The 17,666-nt window shown below is 71.6% G+C and carries 18 protein-coding genes; 7 read left to right on the top strand and 11 right to left on the bottom strand.

Features of this window, described 5'->3' with window-relative positions:
* Positions 1-2 precede the first annotated feature (2 nt).
* Positions 3-1,169 (bottom strand): cytochrome ubiquinol oxidase subunit I, encoded by a 1,167-nt coding sequence (locus BMW85_RS21950; protein ID WP_091084320.1) that lies wholly within the window; start codon positions 1,167-1,169, stop codon positions 3-5.
* 110 nt (positions 1,170-1,279) lie between these two features.
* On the opposite strand from BMW85_RS21950, the gene BMW85_RS21955 reads away from it, so the two are divergent.
* Complete coding sequence (locus tag BMW85_RS21955; RefSeq protein ID WP_091084323.1) at positions 1,280-1,615, top strand: PadR family transcriptional regulator; 336 nt, start codon at positions 1,280-1,282, stop codon at positions 1,613-1,615.
* A 76-nt stretch (positions 1,616-1,691) separates the two neighbouring features.
* Here BMW85_RS21955 and BMW85_RS21960 read toward each other — a convergent pair whose 3' ends face one another.
* Positions 1,692-2,366, bottom strand: coding sequence for a permease prefix domain 1-containing protein (locus tag BMW85_RS21960; protein WP_091084325.1), 675 nt, complete (start codon positions 2,364-2,366; stop codon positions 1,692-1,694).
* Positions 2,367-2,475: 109 nt separating this feature from the next.
* Between BMW85_RS21960 and BMW85_RS21965 the strand changes: the two genes are divergently transcribed.
* Genes BMW85_RS21965 through BMW85_RS21975 form a run of 3 tightly spaced genes read left to right on the top strand, consistent with a single transcriptional unit; the run spans position 2,476 to position 3,579 of the window.
* Positions 2,476-2,829, top strand: a complete 354-nt coding sequence (locus BMW85_RS21965; RefSeq protein ID WP_091084328.1) for a VOC family protein — start codon at positions 2,476-2,478, stop codon at positions 2,827-2,829.
* Positions 2,826-3,161: an ArsR/SmtB family transcription factor gene (locus BMW85_RS21970; RefSeq protein ID WP_091084330.1), complete on the top strand. Its 336-nt coding sequence runs from the start codon at positions 2,826-2,828 to the stop codon at positions 3,159-3,161. Before BMW85_RS21965 ends, BMW85_RS21970 begins: the two co-directional genes overlap by 4 nt.
* Positions 3,145-3,579, top strand: a complete 435-nt coding sequence (locus tag BMW85_RS21975) for an SRPBCC family protein (protein WP_091084332.1) — start codon at positions 3,145-3,147, stop codon at positions 3,577-3,579. Before BMW85_RS21970 ends, BMW85_RS21975 begins: the two co-directional genes overlap by 17 nt.
* 50 nt (positions 3,580-3,629) lie before the next feature.
* Here BMW85_RS21975 and BMW85_RS21980 read toward each other — a convergent pair whose 3' ends face one another.
* Complete coding sequence (locus BMW85_RS21980) at positions 3,630-4,970, bottom strand: pentapeptide repeat-containing protein (RefSeq protein WP_091084334.1); 1,341 nt, start codon at positions 4,968-4,970, stop codon at positions 3,630-3,632.
* Positions 4,971-5,170: 200 nt separating this feature from the next.
* On the opposite strand from BMW85_RS21980, the gene BMW85_RS21985 reads away from it, so the two are divergent.
* On the top strand, positions 5,171-5,545 hold the full coding sequence (locus BMW85_RS21985; RefSeq protein WP_091084337.1) for a thioredoxin family protein: 375 nt from the start codon (positions 5,171-5,173) through the stop codon (positions 5,543-5,545).
* A gap of 49 nt (positions 5,546-5,594) precedes the next feature.
* Here BMW85_RS21985 and BMW85_RS21990 read toward each other — a convergent pair whose 3' ends face one another.
* The 3 genes from BMW85_RS21990 to BMW85_RS22000 form a co-directional block, all read right to left on the bottom strand.
* Positions 5,595-6,365 carry an SAM-dependent methyltransferase gene (locus tag BMW85_RS21990; protein WP_091084339.1) on the bottom strand — a complete coding sequence of 257 codons (771 nt, stop codon included), beginning with the start codon at positions 6,363-6,365 and terminating at the stop codon, positions 5,595-5,597.
* 179 nt (positions 6,366-6,544) lie between these two features.
* Entirely contained in the window at positions 6,545-7,882 is a 1,338-nt protein-coding gene (locus BMW85_RS21995) for a class II 3-deoxy-7-phosphoheptulonate synthase (RefSeq protein WP_020540076.1), read from the bottom strand.
* A 61-nt stretch (positions 7,883-7,943) separates the two neighbouring features.
* Positions 7,944-9,161: an FAD-dependent oxidoreductase gene (locus tag BMW85_RS22000; RefSeq protein ID WP_177240816.1), complete on the bottom strand. Its 1,218-nt coding sequence runs from the start codon at positions 9,159-9,161 to the stop codon at positions 7,944-7,946.
* Positions 9,162-9,280: 119 nt separating this feature from the next.
* Between BMW85_RS22000 and BMW85_RS22005 the strand changes: the two genes are divergently transcribed.
* Positions 9,281-10,162, top strand: a complete 882-nt coding sequence (locus BMW85_RS22005) for an anti-sigma factor (RefSeq protein WP_091084344.1) — start codon at positions 9,281-9,283, stop codon at positions 10,160-10,162.
* 58 nt (positions 10,163-10,220) lie between these two features.
* Positions 10,221-12,479 (top strand): M64 family metallopeptidase, encoded by a 2,259-nt coding sequence (locus BMW85_RS22010; protein ID WP_091085296.1) that lies wholly within the window; start codon positions 10,221-10,223, stop codon positions 12,477-12,479.
* Here BMW85_RS22010 and BMW85_RS22015 read toward each other — a convergent pair.
* The 5 genes from BMW85_RS22015 to BMW85_RS22035 are packed head-to-tail and all read right to left on the bottom strand — an operon-like array spanning position 12,423 to position 17,610.
* The gene (locus BMW85_RS22015; protein WP_091084347.1) at positions 12,423-13,430 is read right to left on the bottom strand and encodes a phosphotransferase family protein; all 1,008 of its coding nucleotides are present in this window, start codon (positions 13,428-13,430) and stop codon (positions 12,423-12,425) included. The two genes, BMW85_RS22010 and BMW85_RS22015, sit on opposite strands and share 57 nt — an antisense overlap.
* Positions 13,431-13,441: 11 nt before the next feature.
* Complete coding sequence (locus BMW85_RS22020) at positions 13,442-14,440, bottom strand: LacI family DNA-binding transcriptional regulator (RefSeq protein ID WP_091084348.1); 999 nt, start codon at positions 14,438-14,440, stop codon at positions 13,442-13,444.
* On the bottom strand, positions 14,421-15,830 hold the full coding sequence (locus tag BMW85_RS22025; RefSeq protein WP_091084351.1) for a GH1 family beta-glucosidase: 1,410 nt from the start codon (positions 15,828-15,830) through the stop codon (positions 14,421-14,423). The genes BMW85_RS22020 and BMW85_RS22025 overlap by 20 nt, the downstream gene beginning before the upstream one ends.
* Positions 15,827-16,657 carry a carbohydrate ABC transporter permease gene (locus BMW85_RS22030; RefSeq protein ID WP_091084352.1) on the bottom strand — a complete coding sequence of 277 codons (831 nt, stop codon included), beginning with the start codon at positions 16,655-16,657 and terminating at the stop codon, positions 15,827-15,829. Before BMW85_RS22030 ends, BMW85_RS22025 begins: the two co-directional genes overlap by 4 nt.
* Positions 16,654-17,610 (bottom strand): carbohydrate ABC transporter permease, encoded by a 957-nt coding sequence (locus tag BMW85_RS22035; protein WP_091084355.1) that lies wholly within the window; start codon positions 17,608-17,610, stop codon positions 16,654-16,656. Before BMW85_RS22035 ends, BMW85_RS22030 begins: the two co-directional genes overlap by 4 nt.
* Positions 17,611-17,666 lie beyond the last annotated feature (56 nt).

Raw genomic sequence — 17,666 nt, forward strand, 5'->3', positions numbered from 1 at the left:
CCCTAAAGGCTCAGCGCGGGGGTGCGCGTCTCGCCGGGCACGCCGGCGCCCAGGTCGGGCTCGCGCGGCCCGCGCCTGATCGCCCGCGCGATGAGCACGTAGTCGACGACCGCGAGCAGCCCCAGCACGCCCGCGAACCCGGCCAGCGAGGCGGTGACCATGCCCGCCGTGAGTCCGGGCGTCATGGCGTCGGCCACGGTCAGCTTGCCCCAGACCATCCACGGCTGCCGCCCGACCTCCCTCGCCACCCACCCGGCGATGGACAGCACGAACGGCAGCGGCGTCATCGCGACGAGCAGCGGGTGCGCCCACCGCCAGCGCGGCAGGAAACGGATCAGCGGCAGCATGACGAGCAGCACGACCAGCCCGAGCAGCTGCCCGACCTCCATCATGAGGGCCAGCGCGAGCGCCGCGCCGGTGTTGTCCCACTTGCCGTCCTGCACCCCGGCGAACTGCGCGTAGCCGAAGCCCATCGTGAACGTGACGCCGATCGCGGCCGTCACCACGCCGAGGCGCATCGAGCGGGTGAAGAACTCGACCTGCTCGGTACGCCGCCGCAGCATGTAGGCGCTCGCCCCGACCAGCACCATGCCGCCGGTGAACAGCCCGGCCGCCACGACGTGCGGGAAGGAGAACACCAGCGCCTTGTTGGTCAGCAGCGCGCCGAAGTCGACCAGCTCCAGCCGGCCGTCGCGGGCGACGGACCCGGCCGGGTTCTGCAGGAACGAGTTGGCCAGCATGATGAAGAACGCGCTCGCGTACGCGGTGAGCGTCACGAGCCAGATGCACGCCAGGTGCAGCCACCGGGGCAGCCGGCCCCAGCCGAAGATCCACAGCCCGAGGAACGTGGACTCCAGGAAGAAGGCCAGCAGCGTCTCCATGGCGAGCGGCGCGCCGAAGACGTCACCGGCGTAGTGGGACAGCCCGCTCCACGCCAGGCCGAACTGGAACTCCATCACCAGCCCGGTGACGATGCCGAGCGCGTAGTTGATGACGTAGATCTGCCCCCAGAAGCGGGTCATCGCCTCGTGGTGCGGCCGGCCCGTCATCGCCCAGCGGGTGTGCATGAGCGCCACCAGCGGCGCCATCCCCAGCGTGAGCACGACGAACAGGAAGTGCAGCCCGCCGGTCACGGCGAACTGCGTGCGTGCAAGGTCGAGTAAGTCCATTCCGGCTCCGGTCCGATCGCAGTTGTGTCTGCCTACATGTAGACAGTCTACATGTAGACTGCCTACATGTAGGCTGGCTACGTGACGATCGGTTGCCTAAGATCTGAGACATGAATCCGGACGCGCTGCGCGGGCACCTGGACGCGCTGCTGCTCGCGGTGCTGGAGCGCGAGCCGCTGCACGGCTACGCCATCATCGAGGCGCTGCAGGAACGCAGCGGCGGCGCGCTGACCGTGCCGACGGGCACGGTCTATCCCGCGCTGCGCCGGCTGGAGCGCATCGGCCACCTGTCCAGCGAATGGGCGACCGTGGGCGGGCGCAAGCGGCGCACCTACCGGCTGACGGACTCGGGCAGGAAGCAGCTCGAAGGGGAGCGCTCGGCCTGGCGCGAGTTCGCCGGCGTCATCGGCGGCGTGCTGCGTCCCGAGTCCCCGGCCTCAGGCTGACGGGCTGTTCACAACGGGCAGCGGGCCAGGACGGGCGGCGGGCCAGGACGGGCAGGGCGTCAGGAGGGGCGGGGCGTCACGACGGGCAGGGCGCCACGACGGGGCGGGTGACGCGCAGGCAGCGGGACGCCCCATAGATCTGCAGCCCCCACAGCGCGGCGGTCACCAGGTTGGCCAGCAGCGCGGGCAGCGCCGCGAGCGTGGCGGGCTGGCCCGAGCCGTACGTCAGCAGCAGGCCCAGCCCGCCCGTGACCGGCAGCGAGACCCACACCGCCACCGCCAGCGACCTGGTGAGCAGGCGGGGCCGGCGGATCCACCGAGCGCCCCGGCCCAGCGCGAGCAGCACCAGCCCGCCGTACAGGCCGACGGCGAGCTGCGCGACGTCGAGCAGCCGCGAGACCGGCGCATACCAGGAGGGCTTGCTCAGCCAGGCGGTCTCGGCCCCCGGGTAGAGCCGCCACAGCACCGACCACATGAGCACGGTGATCGGCACGCTGACGAACAGCAGCGTGCCGAGCCGCCGCCCGGAGGCGCAGGTCAGCTCCGCCTGGTAGCCCGGGGCGATCTCCTCGACCGGCCCGAACCCGGCCACCGCCACCCGCTCCGCCTCCGCCCGGTCGAGGCCCTCGGCCTCCAGCGCGTCGGCGGCGTCGGTGAGGCTGTCGCGCGCCTCGACGATCAGGTCCCGCCTGGGACCGGGCGGGCCGGCGAGCGCGCGGTTCAGCTCGGCCACGTACTCGTCGATGCCCATGATCCCGATTGTACGAAGAGCCCCCGCCGCCGGTCACTCCGGGAGTTCCCTGAGATGCCGGGCCGGGGAGACTTGTCATGTAGGAAAAATCCTACATATAGTGGCGGACATGCTGATCTCCGCGATCCAGACCGTCACCGTGCCCGTCGCCGACCAGGAGCGGGCACTGGAGTTCTACGCCGGCGTCCTCGGCCTCGAGGTGCGCACCGACAACCCGTTCCCCATGGGCCGCTGGCTCACCGTCGCCCCAAAGGGCGGCGAGACCACGCTCCTGCTCGCCTCCTGGTTCCCCGACATGGCCCCGATCGGCGGCCTCGTCGTGGCCGCGCCCGACCTCGACGAGCTGGCCGCGCGGCTGCGCGAGCACGGCGTCGAGGCCGAGGGCCCGAGCGAGCAGCCTTGGGGGCGGCAACTGCTGTTCCACGACCCCTTCGGGAACGGCTTCGTCGTCAGTCAGGCATGAGCGCCGACCACGTGTTCGCCGCCCTCGCCAGCCCCGCCCGGCGCGAGCTGCTGCGCCTGCTGCTGGAGGAGGGCGGCCAGCCCGCCGGGCGGCTGGCCGAACGGTTCGACATGAGCCGGCCCAGCGTCTCGGAGCACCTGAAGGTGCTCAGGGACGCCGGGCTGGTCGCCGAGACGCGGAAGGGCAGGGAACGGCTCTACCGGCTGGAGCCCGCGCCGCTCATGGAGATCCGTGACTGGCTCGGCCCGTACGAACGCTTCTGGCGCGAGAAGCTCGCCGCCCTGAGCACCCTGCTCGACGAGATGGAGGACGACGATGACGGCTCCCGATGAGGAGCGCACCGCGATCAGGCTCGACCAGTTCATCGCGCATCCGCCCGCGAAGGTGTGGCGCGCGCTGACCGAGCCCGACCTGATCGCCAAATGGCTCATGCCCGGCGACTTCCGGCCGGAGGTCGGGCACCGCTTCACCTTCCGCACCGCACCGAAGAAGTCCGTCGGCTTCGACGGGGTGGTTCACTGCGAGGTGCTGGAGCTGGAGCCGGAGCGGCTGCTGAAGCTGAGCTGGAGCGACGGCAAGAACGCCGACTGGACCGTCACCTGGCGGCTGGAGCCCGAAGGGCGCGGCACCCGGATGTTCCTCGACCACGAGGGCTTCGACCCCGATGACGAGCTGCAGCAGCGGTCGCGCCGGATCATGGGCGGCGGCTGGCGCTCGATGCGCATCGCCGAGGTCGTCGCCGCGCTCTGAGACGCGCTCCTGAGACGCGCTCTGAGATGGGGGCGGGACGGGCCGGGCGGTCAGGGGTGTACGGCGGAGGCGTGCCCGGCCGACGCCCACAGCACGGCGACCACGGCGACCGTGGCCAGGGCGGTTAACCAGCCCGCGGTCCTGCCGACCCGCAGACCGTAGCCGAGCAGCAGCCACGACGCCGGCGGCCACCAGTGCCGGCCGGCCCGGCGGCGCATCTCCATGGCGGCGAAGGCGAAGTCGGCGGCCGTGGCGCGGTCGCTGGGCCGCAGCCCGGCGTAGAGCGCGGCCAGGGTCTCGGGGGAGACGCCCGGCTCGCCGGACACCGGTTCGCCGGCCGCGCCGCGCTCGTCGGCGAGGACGCTGCGCCGGGAGAACCAGCGCAGCACGGGCCAGCGCAGGCTCACCTGCACCCCGCGCGGCGTGAGCGCGAAGACGCAGTCCTTGACCCGCACCCCCGCCGGATGGGCGAGCCCGGCGAACCGGCAGGCCGACAGGTCCAGCCCGTGCAGCGTCAGGTCGGCCGCCTGGACCTCGCGCAGCGAGCTCACCCCCGACCGGCCCCGGCCGCTCACCACGGCCGGGCCGCGCAGCACCGCGCCCTCCAGGTCCGCGGAGGAGTCGGTCAGCTTGACCGCCGTCGCGCCGGCCACCTCCACGCCGCGCAGGTCCACGCCGCAGCGGGCCACGGTGACGTCCAGGGTCGCGTCGGCGCGGGCGCGGGCCAGCGACAGCCGCCCGGTGGCCGACAGGTAGGCGTCCGCCGCGAAGTGCGCCGCCTCGAACGCGGCGTTGCCGCTGACCTTGCGGAAGGACAGGGTGCGGCCGAAGCGCGCGCCGCGGAAGGCGGCCCCCGCGCCGAGACGGGCGCCGTCGAAGGTGGCGTAGCCGTCGAACCTGGCCCGCTCGCACGACAGCCCGTGTCCGAAGTCGGCCTGGCTGAACAGCGCGTCGCGCGACATCACGGCCCGGTCGAGCGAGACGTGGCCGCGTACCGCGACGCCGTGGAAGGACAGCTCCCGCGCGAAACGGGCGCCGGCCAGCGACACGTTCCCCTCGAAACGGGCGCCGAAGAACGAGGCCAGCCGGTCGAAACGGGCGTCGTCGAGCGAGACGTCGCCGCCGAAGGTGACGCCCGACAGGCGTACGTCGCCGGTGAACCTGGCCCGCTCCATCCGCGCCCGCCCGAGCCGGCCGCCGGTCGCCTCCAGCACCCTGCCGAGCAGGTCGCCGGTGAGCGTCGTGCCGCGCAGGTCGAGCAGGCGGCCGGGGGACACGCCGGCGAGCGTTTCCGAGAGCTGCTCAGGTGACAGGTGGGCGAGGCAGAGGCCGGACGGCCGGGTGGCGACTCCGGTGCAGGCAGCCGAATACGCGCAGGTGACCCAGTCCATGCACTGCTCATACCCGCGTACGCCGACCGTCAAGGATCGGTGTTTAAATGTTCTATCCGCATTTACGCGGATATACGCAGTCGAAAACCCTCTTCCCTGGGCGCGCCCGCACCCGGCCGGCCCCGGCCGGAGCTGGAATGCCACGGACGGGGTATGGGTTCTACCTCACGACAATGACGACGACCAGCGAGGAGCCACTTGTGGCGACCATCGAAGTAACCGAGAAGAACTTCAACGACATCGCCGACAAGGGCATCGTGTTGCTGGACTTCTGGGCGACCTGGTGCCCGCCGTGCAGGCAGTTCGGGCCGATCTTCGAGAAGGCTTCGGAGCAGCACGCCGACATCACCTTCGGCAAGATCGACACCGACGCGGAGCAGGCGCTCGCGCAGGGCTTCGACATCACCTCGATCCCGACGCTCATGGCCATCCGCGACGGGATCGTGGTCTTCGCGCAGGCCGGCGCCATCCCGGCCCCCGCGCTCGACGACCTCATCCGTCAGGTCAGGGCGCTCGACATGGACGCGATCAGGCAGGAGCTCAGCGAGGAGCTGAAGCAGGCCGAGCAGAACTGACCGGCCGAAGAAAAAGCCCCGCCGCAGGCGGGGCTTTTCTCGTACGGTGTCACGCCTTGCGGCCGACGCCCACGTAGCCGAAGTCGACGCTGTTGCCCGGCGCCAGCGGATCGTCGGGACGCCACCCCGCCGGGAACGTCAGCCCCGGCTCGGCCAGCTCGTAGCCCTCGAAGAAGCGCAGGACGCCCTCGCGGTCGCGCAGGTTGAGCGCGGCGGTGGCCTTGCGGTAGATCTCCAGCGCCTGCGGGGTGGTGTCCGGCGTGGGGTCCACGGCGTGGCTGATCACCAGGTAGCTGCCGGGGATGCTCACCTCGCGCAGCTTGGCCACCACGTCGTACGCGGTCTCGTCCGGGATGAAGTGCAGCAGCGCCAGCGCCAGGAACGCCACCGGCTGCTTGAAGTCGACCAGCCCGGCCAGCTTGTCCAGCAGCACGTCGGCCTCGCGCACGTCGGCCTGGAGGAAGTCGACGTTCTCCTTCCTGGCCAGCAGCGCCCGCCCGTGCACGCACACCACGGAGTCGTAGTCGACGTAGACGACGCGGGCCTCCGGGGCGATCTCGTGGGTGTTGCCCTGGGTCGGCAGGCCGGCGCCCAGGTCCACGATCTGCCGCACACCCTGGTCCACGAGGTAGCGCACCGCGCGCCGCAGGAACTCGCGGTTGGCGCGGGCCCCCTCCTTGGTGTGGGGGAAGTTCTTCAGGATCTGCTCCGCCGCCGCCCGGTCGGCCGCGAAATTGTCCTTGCCGTCGAGGTAGTAGTCATACATCCGCGCGACGTTGGGGACGTTGGGGTCGACCCCTTCCGGGGCACCACTGTCCACGATTGGCTCCAAGCTTTCGCCCTCTTTCGGGTGATCATAGCGGCGGAACCTCACATATAACGTGAATTCCGTTCGGCCTCATCGGCCACTGAGACGCAGATCACTCTGATCGAGGAGCGCGTACGACACCGCCGGGCGGCGGACCGGGAGCGGCCCGCCGCCGGGGGAGTGAGCGCGCGTCAGCCGCGGTAGAGCTCGGCGACGCGGAAGGCCAGGTCAAGGGACTGGCTGCGGTTGAGACGGGGGTCGCAGGCCGTCTCGTAGCGGGTGGCGAGGTCGGTCTCGACGATGCCGTGGCCGCCGCCCACGCACTCGGTCACGTCGTCGCCCGTGAACTCGATGTGGATGCCGCCCGGATGCGTGCCGAGCGAGCGGTGCACCTCGAAGAAGCCGGCCACCTCGTCGAGGACGTCGTCCAGGCGGCGCGTCTTGTGCCCGCTGGGCGCCTCGAAGGTGTTGCCGTGCATCGGGTCGCAGATCCACGCCACCTGCGCACCGGCCGCCGTGACCTCCTTGACCAGCGCGGGCAGGTGCTCGCGGATCTTGGTGGCGCCCATGCGGGTGATGAACGTGAGCCGCCCCGCCTCGTTGGCCGGGTTGAGCCGCTCGACCAGGTCGAGAGCCTCCTGCGGCGTGGTCGTCGGGCCGAGCTTCACGCCGATCGGGTTGCGGATGCGGGCGAAGAAGTCGACGTGCGCCCCGTCGAGCTGGCGCGTGCGCTCGCCGATCCAGACCATGTGCGCCGACACGTCGTACGGCAGGCCGGTCCGCGAGTCGATGCGGGTGAGCGCCCGGTCGTAGTCGAGGATCAGCGCCTCGTGCGAGGAGTAGAACTCGACGGTGTGGAACTCCTCGGGGTCGGCGCCGCAGGCCCGCATGAACGCGAGCGCCTGGTCGATCTCCCTGGCCAGCTGCTCGTAGCGGCGGCCGGCCGGCGAGCCGGACACGAAGTCCTGGTTCCAGGCGTGCACCTGCCGCAGGTCGGCGTAGCCGCCCTTGGTGAAGGCGCGCGCCAGGTTGAGCGTCACGGCCGAGGAGTGGTAGGCCTTGAGCAGCCGCCACGGATCCGGCGTGCGCGACTCGGCGGTGAACTCGAACCCGTTGACCATGTCGCCCCGGTAGGCGGGCAGCTCGACGCCGTCGCGCACCTCGGTGGGCTTGGAGCGCGGCTTGGCGAACTGCCCGGCCACCCGGCCGATCTTGACGACCGGCACCTTGCCCGCGTAGGTCAGCACGATCGCCATCTGCAGCAACGTCTTGAGCTTGTTGCGGACGTTGTCGGCGGTCGCGCCGGAGAAGGTCTCGGCGCAGTCGCCGCCCTGCAGGACGAACGCCTCACCGCGGGCCACGGCGGCCAGCTGGTCCTTCAGCTGGTCGCACTCACCCGCGAACACCAAGGGGGGCAGGCCGCCGAGTTCGGCGACGACCTTGTCGAGCTCGCTGCGATCGGGCCAGTCGGGTTGCTGGGCCGCGGGGAGGGCTCGCCAGGAATCGAGATCCAGTAGATTGCTGCTCACGAGATACGAGGGTATGCCAAGGAGCCCCTACCTACCGACCCCGTTGTCCACGTTTTGGCCATTACCGATGCGTAGCCTCCCCACAGACCTCCTCCGTCGCCACGTGTTCGGGCCGGACACCCATGCCGACCAGGCGCGGAAGCATTCTGTTGAGCAGCGGCACCCGCGTCAGATCGCGTGGCAGCGCACCCGGGTCGAAGCTCCCGCGCAGGGCCCGGCGGACGAGCAGGTTCTGGGCCACGCGCTGGGCCGTCTGCGTGATCACGGTGGGCGGCGTGCGCCGCCGCTGGATCCGGCGCAGCAGCGACTCGGGGACCGGCCCGCCCGACCGCAGCGGGGCGGCGAGCACGTTGGCGGCGGCCACCGCGTCCTGCACGGCCAGGTTGATGCCCACCCCGAACACCGGCGACATGGCATGCGCGGCGTCGCCGACGCACAGGAAGCCGGGCCGGTGCCAGCGGCGCAGCCGGTTGACCGCCACGGTGAGCACGCTGACGTCGTCGTAGCCCTCGATCTCCGTGACCCGGTCGGCGAGGAACGGCAGCAGCCGCGCGACAGGCCGGCGTAGCGCCTCGATGCCCTGGCCGACCAGCCGGTCGTGGCCGCCCTTCGGGATGAGGTAGGCGAGCTGCCAGTAGCTCACCCGGTTGATGCCCACCATCATGTGGCCGCTCGAGACGCGCAGGAACGTGTCCTCCGGGTCGCCGTCGTGCCAGGGCAGCCGGAACCACAGCACGTCCATCGGCGCGCCCAGCTCGCGCGGCACCAGGCCCGCCCGCTCGCGCAGCGCCGAGCGCCGGCCGTCGGCCGCGACGGTCAGGTCCGCCCGCAGCTCGTGATCGCCGGACTCGTCGCGATAACGCAGCCCGCGCACCGCGCCGCCCTCGCGGATCAGGTCGTACGCCTCCGCCCGCATCAGCAGCCGGAACCCGGGGTAGCGGCGGGCGGCCGAGGTGAGGATCGTGAGGAAGTCCCACTGGGGGACGAACGCGATGTAGTCGTACGGGCGGGGCAGCCGGCGCAGCGACGCCAGCCGGACCTCGCCGGCGTCGGTGACCAGGCCGACCTCGCGCACCTCCTGGTGGGGCAGCTTCAGCAGCTCGCCCGCCAGGCCCAGCTCGTCGAGCACCTGAAGGGTCGAGGGGTGGATGGTGTCCCCACGGAAGTCACGCAGGAAGTCGGCGTGCTTCTCCAGGAGCGTGACCTCCACGCCCGCTCTGGCCAGCAGCAGGGCGAGCATCGCGCCCGCCGGGCCGCCGCCCGCGATCACACATGTCATAATTCATCACCTGGTGAGATTGTCTCACGTCCGCGGAAAGAAGCAAGGGCCTGAGCCATCCGGCGTGCCCGAGCGGCCGAAGTACATGCGTGAGCCGCCTCTCGCCCCGGAAGTGATCAATGGACGACGACCTCCACGCCCTCTCCGGCGCCTACGCCGTGGACGCGCTGCCGTACGCGGAGTGGGTGCTGTTCGAGGAGCACCTGCGCCGGTGCGCCGGGTGCGGGACGGAGGTGCGGCGGCTGCGCGAGACGGCCGCCCGGCTGGCCGGGGCCGTGGCGGTGGAACCGCCGGCCGGGCTGCGCACGCGCCTGCTCGCCGCCGCGCACGACCGCCGCTCCTCCCCGCGCGTCGCACCCCCACCGCTCGGCGACACCCCCGCCGCCCGGTCCCCGGGCCGTCCTGCCCTCAACGGGCGGCGGCGGAAGTGGGGACAGGGATGGGGGAGGGGGCGGCAGCAGCAGGGGCGGGGGTGGCCGGTCAGGGTGCTGGCGGGGCTGGCCGCCGTGTGTGCGGCAGTCGCCGTCGGGGTCGGCGCGGTGGCGGTGGACGTGCGCCGCGACTCCGGTGGCCTGGTCGCAGAGAACCGCCGGCTCGCCGAGTCCAACCAGCAACTGGCGGAGGCCAATCAGCGGCTCAGCGGCCTCAATCGGCAGGTCGCCGCGCTGCTGGCCGCGCCCGATGCTCGCACCCTGCGCCGCCCCGTCGCCTCCGGCGGGACCGCCACCCTCGTGGTGTCCCGGTCGGCGGGCCGCCTGTTGTTCACCTCGTCCGGGCTGCCGGCGCTGCCGGAGTCGCGGGGGTACGAGCTGTGGCTGATGGGCCGGGACGGCCCGCGCCCCGCCGGGCTGCTGGGCCGCGCCGAGGACGGCGTCACCGCTCCCGTCGTGGTGGAGCCGCTGCGCGGCGACGAGCGGGTGGCCCTCACGATCGAGCCGGCGCGCGGCTCACCACGCCCGACCACCGACCCCATCCTCCTCGCCGACCTCCCCACGACCTGAGAAATCCGAAAAAGGAGGATCTGGGCAAAAGATGGTCTTGTGGGAGATAGTGCAGGACATGCGTAAATTAGCGGCCCTGATCACGGCCGCCGCCCTGCTGCACGTCCCCGTCGCCGCGACCCCCGCCGTGGCCGCAGCCGCCGCCCCCGGCGCGGCCACCGTCGTTCCCGTGCAGGTCACCGGCCCGCCGGCCAAACGGTTCAACCTCGTCGTCATGGGCGACGGCTACACCGAGGCCGAGCAGGCGAAGTTCCGTGCCGACGTGGACCGGCACCTCAACGTCATGTGGTCGATCGAGCCGTTCAAGTCCTACCGGAACTACGTCAACGTCTACCGCATCGACATCGTCTCCGGCGAGTCCGGCGTGAGCTGCGACCCCGGCCTGGATGCCCCCCGCCGCACCACGCCGCTGAGCATGGGCTTCTGGGGCCGCTGCAACCCGGGCAGCGTGCAGCGCCTCATCACCATGGACAACGCCGCCGCCACCCGCTACGCCGACATGGTGACCGGCACGACGTCCGGCAACCGGCAGATCCTCGCCCTGGCCAACAGCGGCACGTACGGCGGCGCCGGCGGCTCCTACGCCACCGCCTCCGGCAGCAACAGCATGTCGGCCCTGATCAGCCCGCACGAGCTGGGCCACTCGCTGGGCGGCCTGCAGGACGAGTACGACTACTACCAGCGCGGCGTCCCCGGCGGCGCCTACACCGGCGGCGAGCCGGGCAGCGCCCACCACACCCTGCTCACCGAGCAGCAGATGCGCGAGCAGCGCAGGAAGTGGTGGCGCTGGCTGGGCGAGCCGAGCGAGTCCGGAGGCCTGATCGGCCGTCACGAGGGCGGCCTCTACTACACCAGCGGCGTGTGGCGGCCGAGCGAGCACTCGATGATGAAGACCCTCGGTTACTACTACGACCAGGTCGGCCGCGAGGTCATGACGCAGCGCATCACCGCCAAGACCGCCGTGATCCAGGACGCGACGCCCACGGCCGCGCCCGTCGGCGCGGACCGCGTCCTCTGGGTGGAGCCCATGCGCCCGGTCAGCCACTCGCTGACCACGACGTGGAGCGTGGACGGCCGCGCGCTGCCCGGCGACCGCGACACCCTCGACCTGCGTACCCTCGGCCTCGCGCCGGGCACGCACACGGTCACCGCCACCGTCGCCGACCCGACTGGCTTCGTCCGCGACCCGGCGATCAGGGCGGCGCTCACCGGCACCCGCACCTGGACGGTGGACACCGCGCTCACCACCCCGCCCGACGGGGTCGCGGTCGAGATCGTCTCCTCGACGCCCACGGACCGGCCGGTCGGCCGCACCGACGTCGTGCACGTCGAGACCACCCACCCGGCCGCCGAGGTCCCGCGGATCGTGTGGCGGCTCGACGGCGAGCAGGTCGAGCAGGCCGAGGGCGGCAGCGCCATCGACCTCGGCACGCTCGGCCTGACGGCCGGCGCGCACACGCTCACCGCCACGGCGGGCGGCCGGACGCTGACCTGGGAGGTCGACGCCGAGCTCCCGGCCACCGCGTACGAGCTGTCGCGCCCCCTGGCCCGCGCCGGCGACACCTACGTCTACAACGGCCCGTTCACCATGCGCCTGACCGGCGACGACGACCGCGACGGCTACGTGGTCTCGGAGTCGCGGGTGGACGGCGACGGCTGGTTCAACTACTTCGGCTGGCCCACCTCCTCCGAGCTGCCGTGGACCTTCTCCGAGCAGGGCACCGTCATCGACTCCCTGGTGTACGGCAAGCTGCCTCGCGGCCGGCACACCGTCGAGTACCGCTCGATCGACGCGGCCGGCAACATCGGCAAGGCGGGGAGTTTCACCGTCACCACGATCGCCCCGCCGCCCGCCTGCACCCGTACGGTCACCGGCGAGCACCGGGGCCCGCTCGTCGTCGCCGACGGCGTCACCTGCCTCGACGAGGCCCGGGTCACCGGACCCGTCACGGTACGGGCGGGCGCCGCGCTGGTCGCCACCGGCGGCCGGATCACCGGCGCGCTGTCCGCCGCGAACCCGGCCGCCGTCCACCTGCTCGGCACCGGCGTCCAGGGCGCGGTGACCGTCTCCGGCGCGAAGGAGCTGGTGATCGTCGGGGCAGACCTGCGAGGGGCCGCGCTGCTCACCGGCAGCACGGCGCCGATCCTGTCCGGGACCACGGTGAAGGGCGCGCTCGCCTGCTCGGGCAACACCGCCGTCCCCGCCGACCTCGGAGTGCCGAACGAGCTGTCCGGCGCCGGCGCCGGGCAGTGCGCGAAGCTAGCCCACGGTGTCAAGGGAGGCGCGTACGAGGCGGTCCAGCACCTCGGTGAGTGAGGAGTAGGCCGCGTCGCGGAGCCCGGCGTACTCCTCCTCGGGGTACTGCCGGGGTCCGTTCTCCACCAGCAGGATCAGCGACAGGTAGGCACGGTAGAGGTCGAGCCTGGTCAGCGCGGCGGGCGTGAGCTCCAGCGGCGTCACCTCGCGGTAGCCGGCCAGCAGCGGATCGTCCTCGCGCAGCTCGCCGAAGATCGTCGGCGTGACGAACTCGGCGAGCGGATCGCCCCAGAACGCCCGCTCGTGGTCGATGAGCGCCTGGATCCGCGGCGTGCCCCGCAGGTCCAGGAAGACGTTGCCCACCCAGATGTCGAAGTGCACCAGGCGGGGGGTCGTCACCTCGTCGAGCGCGGGCGCGGCGGCCTCGAACGCCGCCAGGATCTCCCCGGCCGGACGCGGCAGCGGCGTCGGGTAGCGCTCGGTGTCGCCCACCAGCGCCCGCGCCATCGCGAGGAACGCCTCCCGCCAGGTCGCGCCGGTGATGCCGGCGTGCGGATAGCCGAACACCTCGCCGGTCACCCCGTTGAGCCTGGCGAGGTGGCGGCCCAGCTCGCGGCGCAGGTCGTCGCCGCAGCCCGGCGGCAGCGCGTCCTTGCAGGCGTTCCAGGAGACCCCGTCGAGCGCGGCCAGCATGAGGTAGTCGCCGCCCAGCACCGGATCGTCGAACCCGGCGTGCAGCAGCCCGGCCACCGGCACGCCCGCCGCGGCGGCCAGCCCGATGGCGGCGGCCTCCATGCGCAGCAGGTCGCGCTCGTAGCTGAGCTGCTCCAGCTCGGGCGGCGGCGCCAGCTTCAGCACCACCTCGCGGCCGTCGTCGAGCGACAGCCGCCACACGGCGTTGGCGAACCCGTCGGTCAGCTCGGCGGACGCCGTGACCCCCGCGCCGAGGGCCCGCCGGGCCAGCGCGTCGAGCTCGGCCGCCGATAAGCGGCGTTTGGTCCTGCTGTCCACGGGGGCTCCTCTCAGGCCGACTCCCGCCGGACGAGGTGGGTGTCGAGGATGACGACGGGTTGCCGCAGCTCCTCGCCGTTGATGCGGGCGACCAGGAGCCGCGCCATCTGCCGGCCCATGGCCTCCGTCGGCTGGTGGACGGTGGTCAGCGGCGGGTCGGCGTGCAGCGCGGCCTTGGAGTCGTCGAAGCCGATCACCGCGACGTCGCGCGGGATGCGGCGGCCCTCCGCCTTGAGCACCCGCATGGCGCCGAGCGCCATCGGGTCGGAGGCGGCGAAGACCGCGTCGAGCTCGGGATGGCGCTCCAGCAGCTCGATCATCGCGGCCGAGCCGCTCTGCTCGGAGAAGTCGCCGAAGGCCACGATCTCCGGCAGGCCGGAGGGCAGCAGCGCGTCGCGGTAGCCGGCCAGACGGTCGACGCCCACGCCCATGTCCTGGGGGCCGGCGATGGCCGCGATCGCGCCGCGGCCGAGGCTCAGCAGGTGTTTGACCGCCTGCCGGGCCCCGGCCCTGTTGTCCATGTCGACGTAGCTGTAGGGGTCGAGGCCGACGGGGCGGCCGCCGAGAACGGTCGGCACGCCCATCGCCTCCAGCCGCCCCGGCAGCGGGTCGGCGCCGTGCAGCGACAGGAGCAGCACGCCGTCGACGTGCTGCCCCGTCAGGTAGTGCTCCAGCCGCGCGTGCTCCTCAGGGGTGCGCGCCATCGCGAGGATGAGCTGCAGCCCGGTCTCCGCCAGCGCCGAGCCGATGCCGCGGATGGTGCCGGCGAAGTAGGGCTCGTCGAAGACCCGGAGCTGCGACTCCGACACCACCAGCGCCACCGTGTCCGTGCGGCGCGTCACCAGGGCGCGCGCCGCACGGTTGGGCACGTAGCCCAGCTCGCGTATGGCCAGCTCGACGGCCTCGCGGGCCTTGGCGCTGACATTGGGCGAGCCGTTGATGACTCTCGACACCGTGCCCCGGCCCACACCCGCGCGGGCCGCGACGGCCTCAAGAGTCGGTCGGTTCATGGGTCCTATTCTGCCGGATGATCTCCGCGTACCAGAGCGCGCTGTCCTTCAGCAGCCGCTCCTGGGTCTCGAAGTCCACATGCACCAGGCCGAACCGCTTGCCGTAGCCCCACGCCCACTCGAAGTTGTCCATCAGCGACCAGGCGAAATACCCCTCCAGGGGCACGCCGGCCTCGATGGCCGCCTTGCACGCGCCGAGGTGCGCCTCCACGTACGCCTGCCGCTGCCCGTCGTGCACGCGGCCGTCCTGGATGACGTCGTCGAACGCGGCGCCGTTCTCGGAGACCACCATCGGGATCGGCGGGTAGTCGCGGGCGACGCGGGTGAGGACCTCCACGAGGCCGCCCTCGTCGATCTCCCAGCCCATCGCCGTCACGGGGCGGCCCCCGTTGGCGAACGACACGTGCTCGCTGCCGACCCACGGGGAACCCGCGTCCGTGGGGGCCGCCGCCGCCGACTGCCGGCCGCCTGGTGCTCCCGAGACCGTGAAGCGGCTGTAGTAGTTGACGAGCAGCACGTCGATGGGCGCGTTGATGACCTTCAGGTCGCCGTCCTGGATGAAGTCCGCGTCGCCGGGCAGGTCGGCGAGTACGTCCTCCGGGTAGCGGCCGAGCAGCAGCGCGTCCAGGAAGAAGCGGTTCTGCAGGCCGTCGATGCGCCGGGCCGCGTCCAGGTCCTCGGCGCTGTCGGTCTCCGGGGTGATCGCGTACAGGTTGACGCAGCCGCCGACCCGGCGCGCGCCCATGGCCTGGACGGCCAGCCCGTGCGCGAGGTTGAGGTGGTGCGCGCCCCTGATCGCGTTCTCCGGCTCGCGCCTGCCGGGGGCGTGCTCCCCGGAGGCGTAGCCGAGGAACGCGGCGCACCATGGCTCGTTGACCGTGCTGAACGTGTGGACGTGATCCTTCATCGCCTCGTGGACGGTCGCCGCGTACTCGGCGAAGCAGTAGGCGATGTCCCGGTTGGGCCAGCCGCCCTTGTCCTCGAGTTCCTGCGGCAGATCCCAGTGGTAGAGGGTCAGCCACGGGTCGATGCCGTGCGTGCGCAGCTCGTCCGTCAGGCGCTTGTAGAAGTCCAGGCCCTTTTGGTTGATCTTGCCGGAGCCGGTCGGCTGGATCCGCGGCCAGGAGACCGAGAACCGGTACGCGGTCAGGCCCAGGTCCGCCATGATCGCGACGTCGTCGCGGAAGCGGTGGTAGTGGTCGATGGCCACGTCCGCGTTGTGCCCGTTCAGGATCCTGCCGGGCGTCCTGGCGAAGGTGTCCCAGATCGAGGTGCCCCGCCCGTCCTCGGCGACGGCCCCTTCGATCTGGTACGCCGAGGTCGCCGCGCCGAAGGTGAAACCCGTGGGGAAGCGGAGCCCGGAACGCGTCTGTTCCTCTTGTGTCGTCACGCCTTGACCGCACCTTCCATGAGTCCGCCCACGATCTGACGGCCGAATGCGATGAATACAGCGACTAGCGGGATGATGGACAACGCCGTGCCCGCGAAGATCAACGTGTAGTTCGTGGAGAACCTCGCGTTGAGCGACGTGATCGCGATCTGCACGGTCGGGTTGTCCGGGGTGAGCACGATCAGCGGCCACATGAAGTCGTTCCACATGAGCATGAACGTGTTGATGCCGAGCACCGCCATGCCCGGCCGCACGGCCGGCAGCACGACGTTCCACCAGATGCGCAGCGTCGCCGCGCCGTCCACGCGGGCCGCCTCGACGAGCTCCATCGGCACGGCCTGGCGGGTGTACTGCGTCATCAGGAACACACCGAACCCGTTCAGCAGGTACGGCAGGATGACCGCCTTGAGGGTGCCCGTCCACTCCAGGCTCACCATGAGCCGGTAGAGCGGCACGACGCCCATCTGCTGCAGCGGCACCGCCATCGTGAGCAGCACCAGCACCAGCAGCACGTTGCGGCCCTTGAACTGCAGGTTCGCGAACGAGAAGCCGGCCAGCGTGGAGATGATGACGACCGAGACCGTCACCGTGGCGGCGACGATGAACGAGTTCGTCAGGCCCAGCAGGAACTTCGCGTCCTCGTTGTTGAGCACCGCGACGATGTTCTCGCCGAGGTTGCCGCCCGGCAGGAGCGGCGGCGGCATGGACACCGCGTCGGAGTTCGTGCGCGAGGCGATGACCACCATCCAGTACAGCGGGAACGCCGACAGGAACACCGCCAGCCCCAGCATGACCCGGGTGAAGACGGTCGGAGACCAGTTGGTCATTTCGTGCCTCCGATCCTGCGCACGAACAGGAAGTTGATCGCGGCACCGATGAGGATGAGCAGGAACAGCAGCCAGGCGGCCGCGGCGGCGTAGCCGTAGTCGAACTCGCGGAAGCCCTCCTTCACGATGAACATCGCCACCGTCTGGAACTGACCCTGTGAGCCGCCGTCGACGTTGCCGCCGTAGAAGGTGGTCGGCTCGGAGAACAGCGTCAGGCCGCCGATCGTGGAGTTCAGCACCACGAAGATCATGGTCGGGCGCAGCATCGGCAGCGTGATCTGCCAGAACTGGCGGCGGCGGGAGGCGCCGTCGATCGCGGCGGCCTCGTACAGGTCGCGCGGGATCGTCTGCATGCCGGCCAGGAAGATGATCGCGTTGTAGCCGGTCCAGCGCCAGTCGACCATGGTCGCGATGGCGATCCAGGACGGGATGCGCTCGGCCCGCCAGTTGAAGGGGTCCACGCCGACCGAGCCGAGGATCCAGTTGATCAGGCCCCAGTCGCGGGCGAAGAGCTGGGTGAACACGACCGCGACCGCGACCACCGAGGTGACCAGCGGCAGCAGCACGCTCATCCGGATCGCCAGGCGGAAGCGGAAGCGCTTGTTGAGCGCGTTGGCCAGGAACAGCGCGAGCAGCATCTGCGGCACGGTGGCGAGGAGGAACATGCCGACCGTGTTGATCACCGCGCGCCAGAAGGCGTCGTCGCCGAGGAGCGCGGTGTAGTTGCCCAGGCCGATCCACTCCGTGGTGCCGGCCAGGTCGTAGTCGTAGAGCGAGTAGTAGAGCGTGAAGGCCAACGGGAAGAGCCCGAAGGCGGCGAACAGGAGGAAGTACGGAGACACCAGGGCGTACGGCATGCCCTTGACGTCGAATCGCGACGCCCAGCGGCGGCCGGGCGGGCGGACACGGCGGTGGTTGCTCCGTGTCGCCCGCGGGAGGGTGTCAAGGCTCATAACAGACCTTTCGGCGGCAGAGTGCCCGGCCCGCTCGTGGCGGGCCGGGCGGAAGG

It is taken from the genome of Nonomuraea wenchangensis (assembly GCF_900111685.1).
GTDB lineage: Bacteria > Actinomycetota > Actinomycetes > Streptosporangiales > Streptosporangiaceae > Nonomuraea > Nonomuraea wenchangensis.